This is a genomic window from Snodgrassella sp. B3882 (genome assembly GCF_026535915.1).
Taxonomy (GTDB): Bacteria; Pseudomonadota; Gammaproteobacteria; order Burkholderiales; family Neisseriaceae; genus Snodgrassella.
Genome location: NZ_JAFNPF010000001.1, coordinates 155968 through 172639 on the forward strand (window position 1 = coordinate 155968; position 16672 = coordinate 172639).

13 protein-coding genes are annotated in these 16672 nt (G+C 34.7%); 9 read left to right on the forward strand and 4 right to left on the reverse strand.

The window, feature by feature from the left end; all coding sequences use genetic code 11:
• Window positions 1–19: 19 nt before the first annotated feature.
• Together purH and J3U68_RS00805 are read left to right on the forward strand one after the other, a co-directional pair.
• Window positions 20–1591: a bifunctional phosphoribosylaminoimidazolecarboxamide formyltransferase/IMP cyclohydrolase gene (purH, locus tag J3U68_RS00800; protein ID WP_267373512.1), complete on the forward strand. Its 1572-nt coding sequence runs from the start codon at window positions 20–22 to the stop codon at window positions 1589–1591.
• An 84-nt stretch (window positions 1592–1675) separates the two neighbouring features.
• Entirely contained in the window at window positions 1676–2314 is a 639-nt protein-coding gene (locus J3U68_RS00805) for an MBL fold metallo-hydrolase (protein WP_267373515.1), read from the forward strand.
• Window positions 2315–2492: 178 nt separating this feature from the next.
• Here the strand turns inward: J3U68_RS00805 and J3U68_RS00810 are convergent, their stop codons facing one another.
• The 4 genes from J3U68_RS00810 to rfbB all read right to left on the reverse strand — a co-directional run bounded on the left by J3U68_RS00810 (window position 2493) and on the right by rfbB (window position 7468).
• Complete coding sequence (locus tag J3U68_RS00810; protein ID WP_267373517.1) at window positions 2493–3779, reverse strand: AmpG family muropeptide MFS transporter; 1287 nt, start codon at window positions 3777–3779, stop codon at window positions 2493–2495.
• 119 nt (window positions 3780–3898) lie between these two features.
• Window positions 3899–5515, reverse strand: coding sequence for a DNA recombination protein RmuC (gene rmuC / locus J3U68_RS00815; protein ID WP_323811414.1), 1617 nt, complete (start codon window positions 5513–5515; stop codon window positions 3899–3901).
• A 235-nt stretch (window positions 5516–5750) separates the two neighbouring features.
• A complete protein-coding gene (gene rfbC / locus J3U68_RS00820) occupies window positions 5751–6317 on the reverse strand; it encodes a dTDP-4-dehydrorhamnose 3,5-epimerase (protein ID WP_267373519.1) in 567 nt (188 codons plus the stop codon).
• Between the two features lie 149 nt (window positions 6318–6466).
• The gene (rfbB, locus tag J3U68_RS00825; protein WP_267373521.1) at window positions 6467–7468 is read right to left on the reverse strand and encodes a dTDP-glucose 4,6-dehydratase; all 1002 of its coding nucleotides are present in this window, start codon (window positions 7466–7468) and stop codon (window positions 6467–6469) included.
• Between the two features lie 168 nt (window positions 7469–7636).
• On the opposite strand from rfbB, the gene J3U68_RS00830 reads away from it, so the two are divergent.
• The 7 genes from J3U68_RS00830 to msbA all read left to right on the forward strand — a co-directional run bounded on the left by J3U68_RS00830 (window position 7637) and on the right by msbA (window position 16648).
• Window positions 7637–9028, forward strand: coding sequence for a mannose-1-phosphate guanylyltransferase/mannose-6-phosphate isomerase (locus J3U68_RS00830; RefSeq protein ID WP_267373523.1), 1392 nt, complete (start codon window positions 7637–7639; stop codon window positions 9026–9028).
• Between the two features lie 124 nt (window positions 9029–9152).
• The gene (locus J3U68_RS00835) at window positions 9153–9998 is read left to right on the forward strand and encodes a glycosyltransferase family 32 protein (protein ID WP_267373525.1); all 846 of its coding nucleotides are present in this window, start codon (window positions 9153–9155) and stop codon (window positions 9996–9998) included.
• A 14-nt stretch (window positions 9999–10012) separates the two neighbouring features.
• The gene (locus J3U68_RS00840; RefSeq protein WP_267373528.1) at window positions 10013–11290 is read left to right on the forward strand and encodes a glycosyltransferase family 4 protein; all 1278 of its coding nucleotides are present in this window, start codon (window positions 10013–10015) and stop codon (window positions 11288–11290) included.
• 209 nt (window positions 11291–11499) lie between these two features.
• Window positions 11500–12534: a GDP-mannose 4,6-dehydratase gene (gmd, locus tag J3U68_RS00845; RefSeq protein ID WP_267373531.1), complete on the forward strand. Its 1035-nt coding sequence runs from the start codon at window positions 11500–11502 to the stop codon at window positions 12532–12534.
• Window positions 12534–13439, forward strand: coding sequence for a GDP-mannose 4,6-dehydratase (locus J3U68_RS00850; protein ID WP_267373533.1), 906 nt, complete (start codon window positions 12534–12536; stop codon window positions 13437–13439). Before gmd ends, J3U68_RS00850 begins: the two co-directional genes overlap by 1 nt.
• Before the next feature lie 23 nt (window positions 13440–13462).
• Window positions 13463–14872 (forward strand): glycosyltransferase family 4 protein, encoded by a 1410-nt coding sequence (locus J3U68_RS00855; protein WP_267373535.1) that lies wholly within the window; start codon window positions 13463–13465, stop codon window positions 14870–14872.
• 21 nt (window positions 14873–14893) lie between these two features.
• Window positions 14894–16648 carry a lipid A export permease/ATP-binding protein MsbA gene (gene msbA, locus J3U68_RS00860; RefSeq protein WP_267373537.1) on the forward strand — a complete coding sequence of 585 codons (1755 nt, stop codon included), beginning with the start codon at window positions 14894–14896 and terminating at the stop codon, window positions 16646–16648.
• The last annotated feature ends 24 nt before the right edge of the window (window positions 16649–16672 follow it).

The window sequence follows — 16672 nt, forward strand, 5'->3', positions numbered from 1 at the left end:
ATTGATAAAGGGGAAGGTGATGACTGTCATCAGGCGAGCTCTAATTAGCGTGTCCGACAAAAAAAATGTGGTCGAATTTGCAAGACAGTTAGAGCAATTGAATGTTGAGCTAATTTCCACTGGTGGTACCGCCAAATTGCTACTTCAATCAGGTATAAAAGTGACTGAGATAGCGGATTATACTGGTTTTGAGGAAATGCTAGATGGTCGGGTTAAGACACTTCATCCTAAAATACATGGTGGAATATTGGGCAGACGAGACCTTCCTGAACACATGGCGCAAATGAAGCAGCATGATATCAATCCGATTGATCTGGTTTGTGTTAATTTATATCCTTTTGCTGCTACGGTTGCCCGTCCAGATTGCACATTAGAACAGGCTATCGAAAATATTGATATTGGTGGTCCGGCAATGGTACGGTCTGCAGCTAAAAACTGGCAAGATGTGGCTATAGTTACTGATAGTAATGATTATGCCGATATTATTGAAGAACTACGTCACGGTGGAATTTCCCGTCGTACCCGTTTTCATTTGGCTAAAAAAGCTTTTGCACATACCGCTCAATATGATGACATGATTGCTGGCTATCTCAATCAAATAGATGATGAAACTTTAACAACGCCTTCTACAAAACAAGCATTCCCGCAAATACTTCATCATAGCTGGATTAAAGCACAAGATTTACGTTATGGTGAAAATCCACACCAACAAGCTGCTTTCTATCGTGAGCAGGTCCCGGTTCAAGGTAGTTTGGCTTCATACCGGCAGCTTCAGGGTAAAGAATTATCTTATAATAATTTGGCGGATGCAGATGCAGCTTGGGAGGCAGTAAAAACTTTTCAACAACCTGCGTGCGTGATTATTAAACACGCAAACCCTTGTGGTGTGGCCGTAGCAGCGGATACATTAACGGCATACAAGCTAGCTTTGGCGACTGATCGAACAAGTGCATTTGGTGGCATCATTGCGTTCAATCGTGAAGTAGACCAAGCTACCGTTGAAGTATTGACTGAACAGTTTTTAGAAGTTCTAATCGCGCCCAAGTTCTCAAAAGAAGCCCAGTCGATTCTTGCTGCCAAAAAAAATGTACGGGTATTAGAAGTACCAATGCTGGCTAGCGGTGAACAATTTCAATTAAAAAGTATTGGTGGTGGTTTATTAGTGCAAACTGCCGATAATCACCAGTTGCAACTAGCAGATGTTCAGGTAGTTACAGCATGTAAACCTACTCAGCAGCAATTGCAGGATTTATTGTTTGTGTGGAATGTAGCCAAATTTGTAAAATCCAATGCCATTGTATTTGGTAAGAGCGGTCAGACTTATGGGATCGGTGCAGGGCAAATGAGTCGAGTGGATTCAACCCGCATAGCTGCATCTAAAGCGCTAGAAGCCGGGTTTGATCTTAGCGGAGCCTGTGCAGCGTCGGATGCATTTTTCCCGTTCCGTGATGGCGTTGATGTGATTGCTAAACAAGGAATAAAAGCGATTATTCAGCCCGGAGGCTCTATCAGAGACGACGAAGTGATTCAAGCTGCTGATGAACATGGCTTGGCAATGGTATTTACTGGAGTGCGACATTTTCGCCATTAAATATTGCCTGAAAATGGATTAAAGATTAGCTTCTTTGTGCCGATTATATGCCCAAAATAGGAATTAAATATTTAAAGGAACAACATGGCTTTGCAAATAAAAATCATCCCTGTCACATCGTTTTTACAAAATGCCGCATTATTATGGGATGATGAAAGCAACGAAGCAGTTTTAACAGACACTGGCGGAGAAGCAAAACTTTTGCTTGCCGAAGTTGATAGGCTACAACTTAATTTAAAAGCTATTTGGTTAACCCACGGGCATTTAGATCATATCAGCGGGGTAAATGATTTAATAAAATTGAACGACGTGCCGGTTTTGGGTCCACAGCGTCATGATGAGTACTGGATAGCCGCATTACCCGAGGTCACGGCAAATTATGGTTTCCCTATAAGTCAGTCTTTTAAACCAACACGTTGGTTGGAAGAAGGGGATGAATTAAATGTTGGTCAATATACATTCCAGGTTTTGCATATACCCGGTCATACACCAGGGCATGTCGTGTTTTATAACCAAGAAAACAAATTATTGATTGCTGGTGATGTTTTGTTTCGTGAAACGGTAGGGCGGACAGATCTACCAGGTGGCAATCATGCTGATTTGATTCACAATATTCGCTCTAAACTATTGACTCTTCCGGATGACACGAGGGTGCTGCCTGGGCATGGAGCGATGACCACCATTGGACATGAAAAAAAATATAATGCGTTTTTAAATGATTAATTTGAAAGATGGTAAAGCTCATGTAGCAGACTAGCATGAGCAAAATGTATGACCTTCGACACTTCAGATAGTAACACCTAAATTAAAGTGCCGAAAAATCGTTGTTACTGCACTTTTTAACTGAATATTTGGCAATTTAATCAGATTGAACACCAACTCAAACTTGGTTGATAAGCCTTTATTCTGCAGCATAGTTTTTAGACCATGGTGCCACTTTAAATAGCAACAGCATCCCGGGAAAAGCTAAGAAAAAGCACAACCAGAAAAAATTTACATATCCCATCAGTTCAATTAAATAGCCTGCACCGGCATTCATAAATGTTCTTGGTACCGCAGCAAGACTAGTAAACAACGCCAGTTGCGTAGCAGTAAACGCTGGATTGGTTTCTCGCGCCATATATGCGACAAAAGCGGCAGTACCTAACCCCACTCCAACCGCTTCAAATCCAATTACGCCTGCTAAGGCTATGCGTTGGTTTAAACCAATTACCTGAAACGGTCCTTCACTGGCTAACCAGACAAATCCTAAAATAGACACTACCTGTACAATACCAAATAACCATAAAGCTCGGTTGATACCCAGCTTGATCATCCAAATACCGCCTAAAATACCGGAAATAATAGATGGCCATAACCCAGCATTTTTGGCTATTAGGCCAATATTTTCTTTACTAAAACCCATATCCAGATAAAACGGTGTTGCTAATGCGGTCGCCATGCTATCACCCAGTTTGTAGAAAAAGATAAAGGTCAGCACTAATAAAGCCCCTTTCATTCCTTTTCGAGAAAAAAACTCATTAAAAGGTTCGGTAAAAGTTTCTTCAAAAGTTTTAGGCGCGATGTTTGGTAGCTTTGGCTCTTGTGCCAAAAATAAGGTCATGAATAAACCGGGCAGCATAAATAAGGCGGTGACAAAGAACACCGTTGACCAAGGATAGATATCAGCAAGAATTAAAGAAAGTGAACCAGGGACCAAGCTTGCAATGCGATATGCATTAACGTGTACAGCATTACCCAACCCCAATTCTTCGTCTGGTAAAATTTCCCGACGAAAAGCGTCGAGAACAATATCCTGACTGGCAGCAAAAAAAGCCACCATACAAGAAACACCGCTGATAATACGCATATCAGTTTCTGGATTAAGGTTGATGTAGCTTAATAATGAAAATAAAAGGGCTATTTGAGTAATGAACATCCAGCCACGTCGCCGACCTAGCCATGGAAGCTGGGCAACATCGAGCAGGGGTGACCATATAAATTTCCAGGTAAACGGTAAACCGATCATCGAAAACAAGCTAATAGTTATCAGGTCTATGTGCTCACTGCGTAACCATGCAGGGATCAAATTGATCAGAAAATACAAAGGTAAACCCGAAGTGAATCCAGTAAACACACAAATTAGCATTCGCCGATTGAATATATCCTGCCAGAGCGAATTATTTTTTTTAGAAAAAGTATTGGTCATAAAAAGAGATCAGATAAATAGCCGAATACACATTGGCTTGACTCGGTCATAGTAAAAATCAACTATTGTAAACTAATTTTGTCTAAATAAAGCAATCAGTAGTGGAATGTTAACGTTTCTCAGTCAATTTCGCTCAATAAAATTGACGGCTGCTCTACATTTTCATATTCACGACAGATATCAGGCATAGTTTTATTTGACTGTACCCCGAGTTGGCGCAATTTTTTTGCCTTACCGACTAAATTGCCACGACCACTACACAATTGCTTCATGGCTCGTTGGAACTGATCTTGGGCTTGGTTTAAATTTTTGCCAACACCTTCTAGGGTAGTCACAAAGCCAACAAATTTATCATAGAGGTTACCCCCTTCTTTAGCGATATTCAGAGCATTTTGATTTTGTTGTTCATTTCGCCAAATATGTGCAATAGTTCGTAGCGTAGCCAGTAGCGTACTTGGGCCAACCAACATAATACGTTTTTGAAAACAATCATCAAACAACTGGCTATCTTGTTGTAATGCTAACAAATAAGCAGGTTCGACGGGAATAAACATAAAGACAAAATCTAACGTATTTAATCCTTCAATCTCATCATAATTTTTAGCTGAAAGGTCTTTAATGTGCTGGCGTACCGATTGAATATGTGCACTCAAGGCCTGTTCGGCACTTTTTTGATCTGATGCTTGTGTATATCGTGCATAAGCAGTTAAAGATGTTTTGGCATCAATAATAATTTGTTTATTTTCTGGCAAATTAACCAATACATCAGGTTGAAGACGTCGTTGACGACCAGATTCATCTATCACGGTAGCAGAAGCCTGTAATACATATTCTCGTCCTTTAACCAAACCAGAATTTTCAAGCACTTTTTCTAGAATCATCTCACCCCAATTACCCTGATGTTTATTTTTGGTACCTGTTAGCGCATCAGTTAAAGCTTTGGCATCATTATGTAACTGCGCGTTGAGTTGTTGTAAGTGTTTTAGCTCGGCTTCAAGCGTGGTGCGTTGTTTGCTTTCCTTCTCATAAGTATTTTGAACTAATTGACTGAATCCAACCATTCGCTCATGTAAAGGATTTAATAGCTGATTCAGACTAAGTTTGTTTTGTTCACTAAAACGTTTACTTTTTTCTTCTAAAATATCATTAGCCAAAGCTTTGAATTGATCACTTAGACTGGAGCGTGCATCGTTCAAGATAGCCAGCTTTTCTGCAAAAGAATCGCGTTCATGTTTTAATTGTGTGGATAAGCGACCATTTTCCACTCTGGCAAGACTTAAATCTTGCACCGTTACTGCGAATTCTTGTTCACGCAAATGCCATTCCTGTTCACGCTGTTGCCAATTAGTCAATTGCTGTTCAGCAGCAGCCAGCTTGGTAGCAACGTGTTGATATTGTTCTGTAGTTGATAGATAAACCTGTCTGGTTTGCTCTAAGCTTTCTTGAACACCAACTAATTGTGAGTTGATGGCTTCAGCAGCACTCAAGCGATTCTGTACCTGTTGTAATTCCTGTCGATAATGCTCCAGCTCAACAGCTCTAGTTTCAACAAGTTGTTGCAAAGCTTCTGCTTCGTTACGGACAAGTATTTGTTCATTTTGTGTTTCAAGCAATTTTAATTGCGCCGCTTGTCTTTCCTTCAATAATCTTTGTCGAGAAATTAGATGAGTGAAAAAAATAGCGCATACTAGTACAAATGCCCAAATAAGCCAGATACTGAGAGGAATGTCCTGCATAATATCAATACATCCAGAAAATGATTTCAAATAGAGAATAATAGTATCATGGCTTTATTGGCGTATAAATCATCAAAAAATAGACATAACAGTTAATCTGATTATGTCTATATTTTGTAGAAAAAAAGCAAAAACAACCTAAAAATGATAGAGCAGGTTATTAATATAATTAAGCAATCAAATTAGCATCTGAAAACATTATTGACTCGAATGCAAAAGCTAATAAATGGTTTATTTAGTTATTTTGTTGGTATTCGGCAAAATAAGCGGCCTGAGCATCCTTAGTGGTTATACTAATTTCCATATCTGCTGAAATAGGCCAGTTAATTGCCAGCTCTGGATCATCCCAGCGTAAGCTACGTTCACATTCCTGAGCATAAAAATCAGTAGTTTTATATAAAAACTGAGTATTATCCTCCAGTGCAATAAAACCATGAGCAAATCCTGCAGGTATCCAAAACTGTCGGTGATTAGTTGCTGAAAGTTCTACTCCGTACCATTGACCAAATGTCGAGGAGTCTGGACGAATATCTACCGCAACATCCCAGACACAACCTTGAACAACACGGACTAGTTTGCCCTGCTCATGCGGAGAAATTTGATAGTGTAATCCTCTGATTACACCTCTATGCGATAACGAATGATTGTCCTGTACAAAAACAGGTATAAGCTGATTTCGATTACGGAGAGCTTCATTAAATACTTTTTGATTAAAACTTTCCATAAACCAGCCACGACCATCAATATGAACACATGGTTCAATAATCAATAGATTATGTAGAGGTGTATCATAAACGATCATTATATATCTCAAATACAACTTAGAATAAAGTAACCATGTTATTTAAGTGAAGTAAAGCATTAAAACATTATTTCTAACATTAAATCTTTTGGACAAATTATAAAAACTATTTTTTTAAAAAAATTGAAGCTTCATAAACATAATTAGATTTATAAAGACAATATGGGTAAATTTTTATAATACCATTCTATAGTTTTCTCCAATCCAGATTGAAAAGTCTCCTTCGGTTTCCAACCTAATTCAAATTCGATTTTGGATCTGTCCAATGAATATCGAAAATCATGACCTGGTCGATCAGAAGTAAATTGGATTAAATTAGTATAATCGAAGGGTCTGATTGTAGCGAGAATATTGCAAATAGAATAAATGACTTCAATATTTTCACATGTGTAGTCACTACTTATATTATATGTTTCGCCTCGATTGCCTTTAGTTGCAACTAAATAAAGCGCACGAACATGATCTTCAACATATAACCAATCTCTAATTTGTTTTCCATTACCATATAGTAATATGGGTTTATGATTTAAAGCATTACATATTGTTAAAGGAATTAGTTTTTCAAGATGTTGGTGAGGACCATAATTATTAGTGCAATTAGTGATAATAATTGGCAACCCATATGTTCGATACCAAGCTTTAACTAAATGATCTGAACTGGCTTTAGAGGCTGAATAGGGAGAGCTAGGTCTGTAAGGTGATTGTTCAGTGCATTTTATATTTGTATCAACAATATCGCCATATACTTCATCTGTCGAAATATGATGAAAACAAAAAGATTGTTGTTGTTTTGAATTGAGTTTTTTCCAGTAATTAAATGAACTTTCTAATAATGTGAATGTACCCATAATATTAGTTTTGATAAAATCTGCTGGAGAATGAATTGAACGGTCTACATGACTTTCAGCAGCAAAGTTCATAACAATATTAGGTTTAAATTGTTCAAGAAGCCCATCCAAATCTCTACGATTACATATATCTGTTCTAAAAAATTGATAGCGCGAATGTTGATTAAAATGTTCTAAGAGATTTACGTTACTAGCATAGGTTAATTTATCGACATTTAATATCTTATGATCTGTATGATTAAGTAAATACTTAATCATTGTAGACCCAATAAAACCAGCACCTCCAGTAATTAAAAAATTCATAAAATCAACCTATAAAAAAAGACTTTAAAAAAGAAAAGAAAAAAAAATAAATTTTTTACAAAAAAATGGTAAACATCGGACTTATTGCCCGTAATATAAAGTTATAATATAGAATCTTAGAAAAAGTTAGATTTATCTATAAATTCTTTAATAAATAATGGTTTTAGAATGATTAACATCATATTATGTGGTGGCCAAGGAACGCGACTATGGCCAATAAGTAGAAATGCTCAGCCTAAACAATACATACCCTTATTAGAGGGGCAATCATTATTTCAAAAAACTGTTCATTATAATCAAGAGTTATGTGATGAATTTTATTTCATTACAAATATGGATCAATTTTTTTTAGCAAAAGAGCAGTTAACACATTTGTCTCTTAAGAAATCAAGATTTTTAATTGAACCAATTGGAAGAAATACTGCACCTGCTATAGCATTAGCTTGTATGGATTTGGATGAAGAAGATGTGGTTTTAGTCACACCTTCTGATCATTTGATCACCCAACAATCAATTTATCAAAATATAATGCACTTGGCTGAAGAAAAAGCTAAAGAAGGCTACATCATTACTATTGGCGTTAAACCCACCTCGCCGGAAACAGGTTATGGGTATATAGAGTGTGAACTAGAAAATCATCATGTTTTAAATGTAACTAAATTCCATGAAAAACCAAATGCAGTAACGGCCTTAGAATATATCTCTTCTGGTAAATTTTTTTGGAATGCAGGAATATTTTGTTTCAAAGCAGGTGTATTTTTAAAAGAGCTAGAACGTTATGCCCCAGAAATCTTAACCGCTTGTAAACATGCTTTCACCAACATCGACAAGGGTAGCGATAATACACATCGAGTTCCGTTGGAGGATATGCAAAATATCCCCGAAAATAGTATTGATTATGCTGTCCTAGAGCATTCAAAATTAATCAAAATGATACCAGCACAATTTGGATGGACAGATTTGGGCTGTTTTGATGCTTTAGATCAAATTTTACCTAAAGATAAGTGCGGAAATACATTAGAATCAAAATATGTTGGGTTAAATAGTCATAATAATTTAATTTTAGGTCACGAACGAACAATAACTACAATTGATATCAATGATTGTATTATCGTTGATACACCCGATGCATTGTTAGTCGCCAATAAGGGTTCTTCACAAAAAGTAAAGCAACTGATCGGAGAATTGAAAAAAAATAATCACAAACTGTTAACAGAACATAAAACCATGTTCCGCCCATGGGGAAGTTATACTGTTTTAGAAGATACAGAAGGTTATAAAATTAAGCGTATCGAAGTTAAACCTGGAAAACGCTTATCATTGCAACGTCATTGGCACAGAAGTGAGCACTGGATAGTTGTTTCAGGTACGGCTACGGTAACTATCGGTGAAGAGTCTTTTTTCTTGCGACCCAATGAAAGTACTTATATACGAATGGGCGAAGTACATCGATTGGCTAACGATGGGAAAATTCCTGTGATCTTAATTGAAGCACAAGTTGGGGAATACACCGGAGAAGATGATATTGAACGATTGCAGGATGATTTTGAACGAAAATAAGTTTTACATCCGGTTTATTCAAGACGTAAATTGTAAGTAACCAAATGTTTAATACTTTTTTATGAATTAGTAATCAGCGAAATTTCTTACGCCTTAATGGTTGAACTTGATTAAAGTCCTTAACATGTCTATCAAGAAATATCAGTTTCTTCTAAACAATGGGAAACATCCTTATAGTCTACCAGAAGTCATTTTGGGAGACAGAATTCCTAAGACTATTTATCAAACGTATAAAAGTTGGGATGCCCTTAAACCAGAATTGAAAAAAAATATAGATTATATCTGTAAGTTAAATCCAGGTTGGAGCTATCATTTTTTTGATGATGAAGATGTAGAAAAATTTATATTAGCTGAATATGGAAGCGATATTTTGAAAGAATATGTTTCTATATCACCAGAGCTGGGACCAGCAAGAGCAGATTTATTTAGATATTTACTCCTTTATAAAAAGGGAGGGGTATATCTAGATATTAAAACCACATTGACCCAACCCTTGGATAGCGTACTAAGGGACGATGATTTATTTATACTATCTCACTGGGAGAAACAATTAATTCAACCAAAAGAGCTTAAATACTTAAATTACAAAGAATATATTCAGTGGGCTATCTTATCAACCTGTGGGCATCCTTTTTTAAAAGAAGTTTTGCATAATGTGTTGGGAAACCTACAGGTATATAATCCTTGGCTTCATGGCGTGGGAAAAAAAGCAGTTTTACGTATTACAGGTCCATATGCTTACACTTGTGCAATTGAACCCAAAAAGCTGGATTTTCCACATCGTTTTGCGAATGTAACACAAGATTTAGGGATCCATTATTCATTATATGAATTAGGGACTGAAAATCATTGCCAGCAACAGACTAAGAATCATATGTCTGATAAAAATCACTATTCAAAAAGCAAACAATTGGTCGTTATTAAAGATACAATGAGTTCGCTACTGTATCGAATTTTGCATAAAAATTAATTTTAAGAGTTTATATGATTTGGTTACATCTTTCTAATATATCCCAGTTCGCAAGATTATCTGGCATTCCAAGAACGGAATATGAAATATTTACTTATTTCAATAAACTCCGTCTTGATGGTGATCTGATTAAATTTTGTACTTACGATGCAAAAAGTGGATTTAAAGAATTAGATGAAAATCAAATAAATAAAATTTTGGACTTTTATGCAAATCCGGAAGAAAAGAATATAAATGTAAATGATTATAATTCAAAAAGACATTTGCGAACTCGTAAAAATTTTTTTGTAAAAATTAAAGTTAAATGCAAAAAAATGCTTAATAGTATTTTGAAGCGTATTCATTTAATAAATATATATTTTAATAGGATTAATCATCCTTTTGAGTCTGGAGATCTATTGATTTCTTCTGGTTTGAATATCAAATCTAGAGATTTTTTTGAATTAGAAAAAATAAAATCAAATATACAATTGAAAATTACTGTATTATGCTACGATATCATTCCTGAAAAGCACCCAGAACTTGTAAAAAAACAGGCAAATATACTATTTAAAAAGCATTTAAAACGTTTAGCGCGAATAGCGGATCTTTTTTGCTGTAATTCCGAATATGTTGAAAAAGAACTATATAATTATCTACAGCACAATAATCACAAGAAAACGCCAATTAAAATCATACCATTAGGATGTCAATTTGTTAATAAGTATGCAAATATTGCTAACTCTCCAAAACTTAAAGAATTAACAGAACATCCTTATTTAATGTTTGTTTCAACTATAGAAATTAGAAAAAATCATCAAGTTTTATATCGAGCCTATTTAGAGTTGATTGAAAAAAAGGTTTCTAATTTACCCAAAATTTTATTTGTCGGACGTAAGGGATGGTTGGTTAACGATTTTCTTAATCAATTAAATAACGATATCCGTGTTAAAGATAAAATTTTAATTTTGGAAGATGTGTCTGATAATGAATTGATATATCTTTATAAAAATTGCATGTTTACTTTATTTCCTTCGATTGTTGAAGGGTATGGTTTACCTGTTGCAGAAAGTTTAGCACTTGGTAAATACTGTCTTGCATCAAATAGATCTTCGCTTCCCGAAGTTGGCAAAGATTTTATAGATTATATTGATCCATATGATTCAGAAGCTTGGGCAAGACAAATTGAGTTTTTATTATCTCATCCTGAGTATGTGTCAAATAAAGAAGACCTTATTAGGCTAAATTATCGACCTAATTCATGGTTGGAAACTGGTCAAAGCTTGTTTCAAATTATCAAAGATTTGGAATAGTTATAAAGCACTATTAAATTAATAAATATTAAAGTTTTGAGATTAGACATAGTTTATGTAGCTATATATATTTGAAACTAAATTTGTTTATTTTGAATTAAAGTAAATGTCAAAATAGATACATATATTATAGTAAAATTACACCAATGAAGATCACGTTTTTTTTTAATTTTTGTATGTAATATTTTCAAATTGAGGGTAAGTATTTTATGAAAAAAGCAATTGTTACAGGTATAACAGGACAAGATGGAGCCTATTTAACAGAGTTACTACTTAATAAAGGATATAAAGTTTTCGGAACATATAGAAGAACGAGTTCAGTAAATTTTTGGCGTTTAGCAGAATTAGGTATTGAAAATCATCCTAACTTGTCTTTGGTGGAATATGATTTGACAGATATCAGTGCCAGTATACGGTTAATAAAAGATATTGAACCAGACGAAGTTTATAATCTAGCTGCGCAAAGCTTCGTAGGCGTATCATTTGACCAACCAGTAACTACTGCAGAAATCACGGGAATAGGTGCGCTAAATCTTTTAGAGGCAATACGGATTGTAAAACCTGATGTTCGCTACTATCAGGCAAGTACTTCAGAGATGTTTGGTAAGGTTCAAGAAATTCCCCAAACCGAAACGACACCTTTCTATCCCCGCAGCCCCTATGGTGTGGCAAAACTATATGCTCATTGGATGACAATAAATTATAGAGAAAGTTACAATATTTTTGCGAGCAGCGGAATTTTATTTAATCATGAATCACCATTACGTGGTCGTGAATTCGTAACTAGAAAAATTACTGACACAGTAGCAAAGATCAAATTAGGTCTACAAGATTGTCTAGAATTAGGAAACCTTGATTCGAAACGAGATTGGGGATTTGCAAAGGATTATGTGGATGGAATGTGGAGAATGCTACAGGCAGATTCCGCTGATACATTTGTTTTGGCAACCAATAGAACCGAAACCGTAAGAGATTTTGTAATGATGGCATTTAAAGCCGCAGGCTTTGAATTAAAATTTGAAGGAAATGGTGAATGTGAAAAAGGTATTGATATAAATTCAGGAAAAGTATTAGTTAAAGTTAACCCGAAATTTTATCGACCGGCTGAAGTTGACCTATTAATAGGAAATCCACAAAAAGCTAAAGATATTTTAGGCTGGAGTCCTACAACCACCTTAGAAGAGTTATGCACAATGATGGTTGAAGCCGATATAGATCGTAATAAAAAAGGGACTTCATTTTAATGGACAAAAATGAAAATTCTGGTTTGAAAGTGCTTATCACAGGAAGTGAAGGTTTTACTGGTAAATATATGCAACTAGAAATGGAGTCATTAGGTTATCAAGTTTACCGCTCAGGAACCGATCCATCCATTACAGCCAGTAATTATTTTTTTCTAAACCTTTTAAATGTAGATTCTTTACGTAATTGTTTACAAACTATTCAGCCAGATATCATCATTCATCTGGCTGCAATTGCATATGTAGGGCATGACAATATTCAGCAGTTATATGATGTAAACACGGTAGGAACTCGTCATTTATTAGCTGTATCAGCAGAATTAAGAAAAAAACCAAAGTCCATTTTGATAGCAAGCAGTGCCAATATTTATGGCAATACTACCAAATCTATCATTTCAGAACAGGATGAAGTTTTTCCTGCAAATGACTATGCTGTTAGTAAGCTTGCTATGGAGTACATTGCCAAAATTTACATGACTGACTTGCCGATTATTATTGTCAGACCATTCAACTATACTGGGGTAGGTCAAAAAAATAATTTTTTAATTCCTAAAATTGTTGAACATTTTAAACAACGAAAAACATTTATCGAATTAGGTAATATCAATGTATATCGGGAATATAATGATGTAAGATTTGTTGTCAATGCGTATAGACAGTTGATCGAAACCGGAATTTCAAGTTTTGTATGTAATATTTGTACAGGTAAAGAATATTCGTTAAAAGAAGTCATTGAAATATGCGAAAAAAATAGCAACCATTTTCTTAAAATTAATATAAATCCTAATTTTGTTCGAAAAAATGAAATCATTAATTTGTGTGGTGATAATAGTCTTTTAAAGAGTGTCATTAACCCCGATAGTTCTTACTCATTAAATGACACTATATCTTGGATGCTAAACAATTAATGAAACAGAAACATGAGAGTTTTATGAATAATGAAAAAATAATTTTTGATATCAGTGAAATGTTAACATACTTAAGTATGTATAGACGTTATTCAGGTATTCAACGCGTAGTGGCAATGATTTTGAAGGAATTTCAGAACAATGAAAATCAACAAGTTTGGATATGTTTTGCGAAAGTGGCTGGTGGAAGAGAAAAAGAATATTTTGCATTGAATATCAAAAAATCTGATTTTCAGAATTGGGAATCTCCAGATTTAACCTATGATTATTTCGTAGAATTAGGCATCTTAGGACCTGGTGCCTTGATTTTAAAATATAAAAACAATAAGTTTAAATATGTTATTCATAGAACACGTTTCGATCTAGCTGCCCATTTTAAGAAAGATCAACGCTTTAATAAAAGGGGTGTAAATATAAGCGAATGGAAGCAATATCGTAAGTTAGAAAAGACAGATATTAATTTCGTAAAATTGCTTGATGTTATAAATTCAAATGATAAGTTAGTGCTTTTAGACTCAACTTGGCGTTTAGAAAATATAAAAATGTATAAGCAGGTTAAATTAATAGGTGTAAACATATTTACTATGGTTTATGATTTAATTCCTATTATTTCGCCTAACATGGTTCATAAAGATTTAACCAAAAATTTCTATAAATGGCTGTATCAGTCTGCTGATTATACTGATTTTTATATTTCAGATTCGGAAAGTGCTAAAGGTGATTTAGTAAAATTTTTAAATGATCATAAAATTGAAAAAAGTGTGACCACTCTTCCTTTAGTACAAATCGGTTTTTCAATTCCTCAAAAAATTGTCCAAGAGGAAAAGGATCCAATTCCAAGTGATCTTGAGCTTTTAAGTAGTTTGTCAGATTTATCCAAAACTGTTTTAAGTTCTGAATATATTTTATGTGTAGGCACTATTGAATTAAGAAAAAATTTATGGCGCTTAATTCTTGCATGGAAACATTTATTAGATCAAGGATATTGTGATTTGCCTAGATTGGTCATAGTTGGCCGAAGTGGATGGAATTCTGAGAATATTTGGAGTGTATTAAACACAACTGCTAATTTATATGGTTATGTTACGATTTTAAATAATGCTACTGATGATGAACTAGATTTATTGTATAAAAATTGTTTATTTGTCGCGATGGTAAGTTTGTATGAAGGGTGGGGATTACCAGTTGGTGAAGCTTTGTCTTATGGAAAGACTGCTGTTGTATCTAATGCTACTTCATTACCAGAAGTTGGTATGGACTTAGTAGAATATTGTGATCCTTTGTCAATTGAGAGTATTGCAAAGTCTATTACAAAGTTAGTGTATCAACCTGAATATCGTCAAAGTTTAGAAATGAAAATTAAAAATACCAAACTTAGAAATTGGGCAGATGTTGCTAATGATTTAAGAACTTTATTACAATCTAAAAATTAAATTTAATAGTGATATCCTTGGATGAATAAAAGCAGGCAAAAAAATCAATATACTTCTGGCAAGTTATATAAACGTTTGTTTCCTTATATGAAAGGATTGTTGAAGTATTTTTTTACATCCGTAATAGCGATGATAATCGTTGGTATAACGGGTCCCTTATTCGCTTCTTTGCTCAAGCCTATTATCGATAACGGATTTGTCGAAAAAAATCTTGAAATTATGAAATGGATTCCTCTTGAAATAGTGGGACTATTTATTTTCCGAGGAATAGCTAATTATATCAACGAATATACAAGTGCTTATATATCCAATCGAATGGTTCAATCCATTCAAAAAGATTTATTTGCAAAAATGATGATGCTGCCTATTAGTTATTATCAAGAAAATAGCAGAGGCAGAATGATGTCACGAATAACGATTGATGCCAGAGGTATAACGGCAGCAGGTTTTGATGTTATTACAGTCTTTGCTAAAGATGGTGTAACGGTATTGGGGTTACTTATTTGGCTATTCTATCTTGATTGGCAATTGACTTTAATCACTTTTGTGACTATCCCTCTAATAGGATGGTGTGTAAGAGTTATAAACAAGAAAATTCGAGGTTTGTCGGCTAAAAGTCAAAATGACATGGGTCAAGTCATGCAAATTTTGTCTGAGTCCATAGATGGTACTCGAGTTGTTCGTGTTTATGGTGGTCAAGAATATGAACAACATCGTCTAGACATTACCAATAAAGCATTAAGAAGTTTAGCTGTTCGAAGACAGTCATATACTTCTATAGGGAGTGCTGTTACACAATTAATGATAGCTACTTCATTATCTTTAATACTGTATTTAGCAGCTCGCAGAGCAACACATTCTGGTTTTACTGCAGGTGATTTTATGTCTTTTTTGTCTGCAATGCTAATGATGTTTGATCCACTCAAACGAATTACCAACATGTCGTCTGTGTTACAAGGTGGATTAATGGCTGCAGATAGTGTTTTTCGCTTTTTAGATGAGCCAGAAGAACAAGATAATGGGGAAAAAAAACTGAATTTGCCAATAGGAGATATTGTTTTTAACAATGTTATTTTGCGATATCCCAACTCCGAAAAAGATGCAATTCATCATCTGAATTTAACTGTAAAACAAGGTACGGTTGTAGCTTTGGTGGGAGAATCAGGCTGTGGAAAAACATCAACAGTAAATTTAATTCCTCGGTTTTATGAAGTAACTTCTGGGGAATTAACAATTGGTGGTGTAAATGTACAAGATTATGAGCTAAAAAGCCTTAGATCTCAGATGTCTCTAGTTAGTCAAGATGTTGTCTTGTTTAATGATACAATTGCAAATAATATTGCCTATGGATCTCCAAAAGCTTCAGAAGATGAAATCATTCAAGCTGCTAAGGCTGCGAATGCATGGTCTTTTATACAGGATATGCCTTTGGGTTTAAAAACCCAGGTAGGTGATCAGGGCATGAAACTTTCTGGAGGACAGCGTCAACGACTTGCGATTGCTCGTGCATTGTTAAAAGATGCTCCTATATTAATTTTAGACGAAGCGACAAGTGCACTGGATACTGAATCAGAACGTTTAGTTCAAGCTGCATTGGAAACTTTAATGCAGAATCGAACTACTATTGTCATTGCCCATCGACTTTCAACCATTGAGAAAGCAGATAACATTATAGTCATGCATCAAGGAGAAATTGTCGAACAGGGTAAGCACAAGGAATTAATTGAAAAGAATGGTCGCTATGCATTATTGCATAATATGCAGTTTAATAATTAATGAATTGGCTGCTTTACAAAAGAG

Excerpts from the sequence above, each read along its gene's own strand:
- purH (WP_267373512.1), top strand. The coding sequence starts at position 20 with ATGACTGTCATCAGGCGAGCTCTAATTAGCGTGTCCGACAAAAAAAAT.
- J3U68_RS00805 (WP_267373515.1), top strand. The coding sequence starts at position 1,676 with ATGGCTTTGCAAATAAAAATCATCCCTGTCACATCGTTTTTACAAAAT.
- J3U68_RS00810 (WP_267373517.1), bottom strand. The coding sequence starts at position 3,779 with ATGACCAATACTTTTTCTAAAAAAAATAATTCGCTCTGGCAGGATATA.
- rmuC (WP_323811414.1), bottom strand. The coding sequence starts at position 5,515 with ATGCAGGACATTCCTCTCAGTATCTGGCTTATTTGGGCATTTGTACTA.
- rfbC (WP_267373519.1), bottom strand. The coding sequence starts at position 6,317 with ATGATCGTTTATGATACACCTCTACATAATCTATTGATTATTGAACCA.
- rfbB (WP_267373521.1), bottom strand. The coding sequence starts at position 7,468 with ATGAATTTTTTAATTACTGGAGGTGCTGGTTTTATTGGGTCTACAATG.
- J3U68_RS00830 (WP_267373523.1), top strand. The coding sequence starts at position 7,637 with ATGATTAACATCATATTATGTGGTGGCCAAGGAACGCGACTATGGCCA.
- J3U68_RS00835 (WP_267373525.1), top strand. The coding sequence starts at position 9,153 with ATGTCTATCAAGAAATATCAGTTTCTTCTAAACAATGGGAAACATCCT.
- J3U68_RS00840 (WP_267373528.1), top strand. The coding sequence starts at position 10,013 with ATGATTTGGTTACATCTTTCTAATATATCCCAGTTCGCAAGATTATCT.
- gmd (WP_267373531.1), top strand. The coding sequence starts at position 11,500 with ATGAAAAAAGCAATTGTTACAGGTATAACAGGACAAGATGGAGCCTAT.
- J3U68_RS00850 (WP_267373533.1), top strand. The coding sequence starts at position 12,534 with ATGGACAAAAATGAAAATTCTGGTTTGAAAGTGCTTATCACAGGAAGT.
- J3U68_RS00855 (WP_267373535.1), top strand. The coding sequence starts at position 13,463 with ATGAATAATGAAAAAATAATTTTTGATATCAGTGAAATGTTAACATAC.
- msbA (WP_267373537.1), top strand. The coding sequence starts at position 14,894 with ATGAATAAAAGCAGGCAAAAAAATCAATATACTTCTGGCAAGTTATAT.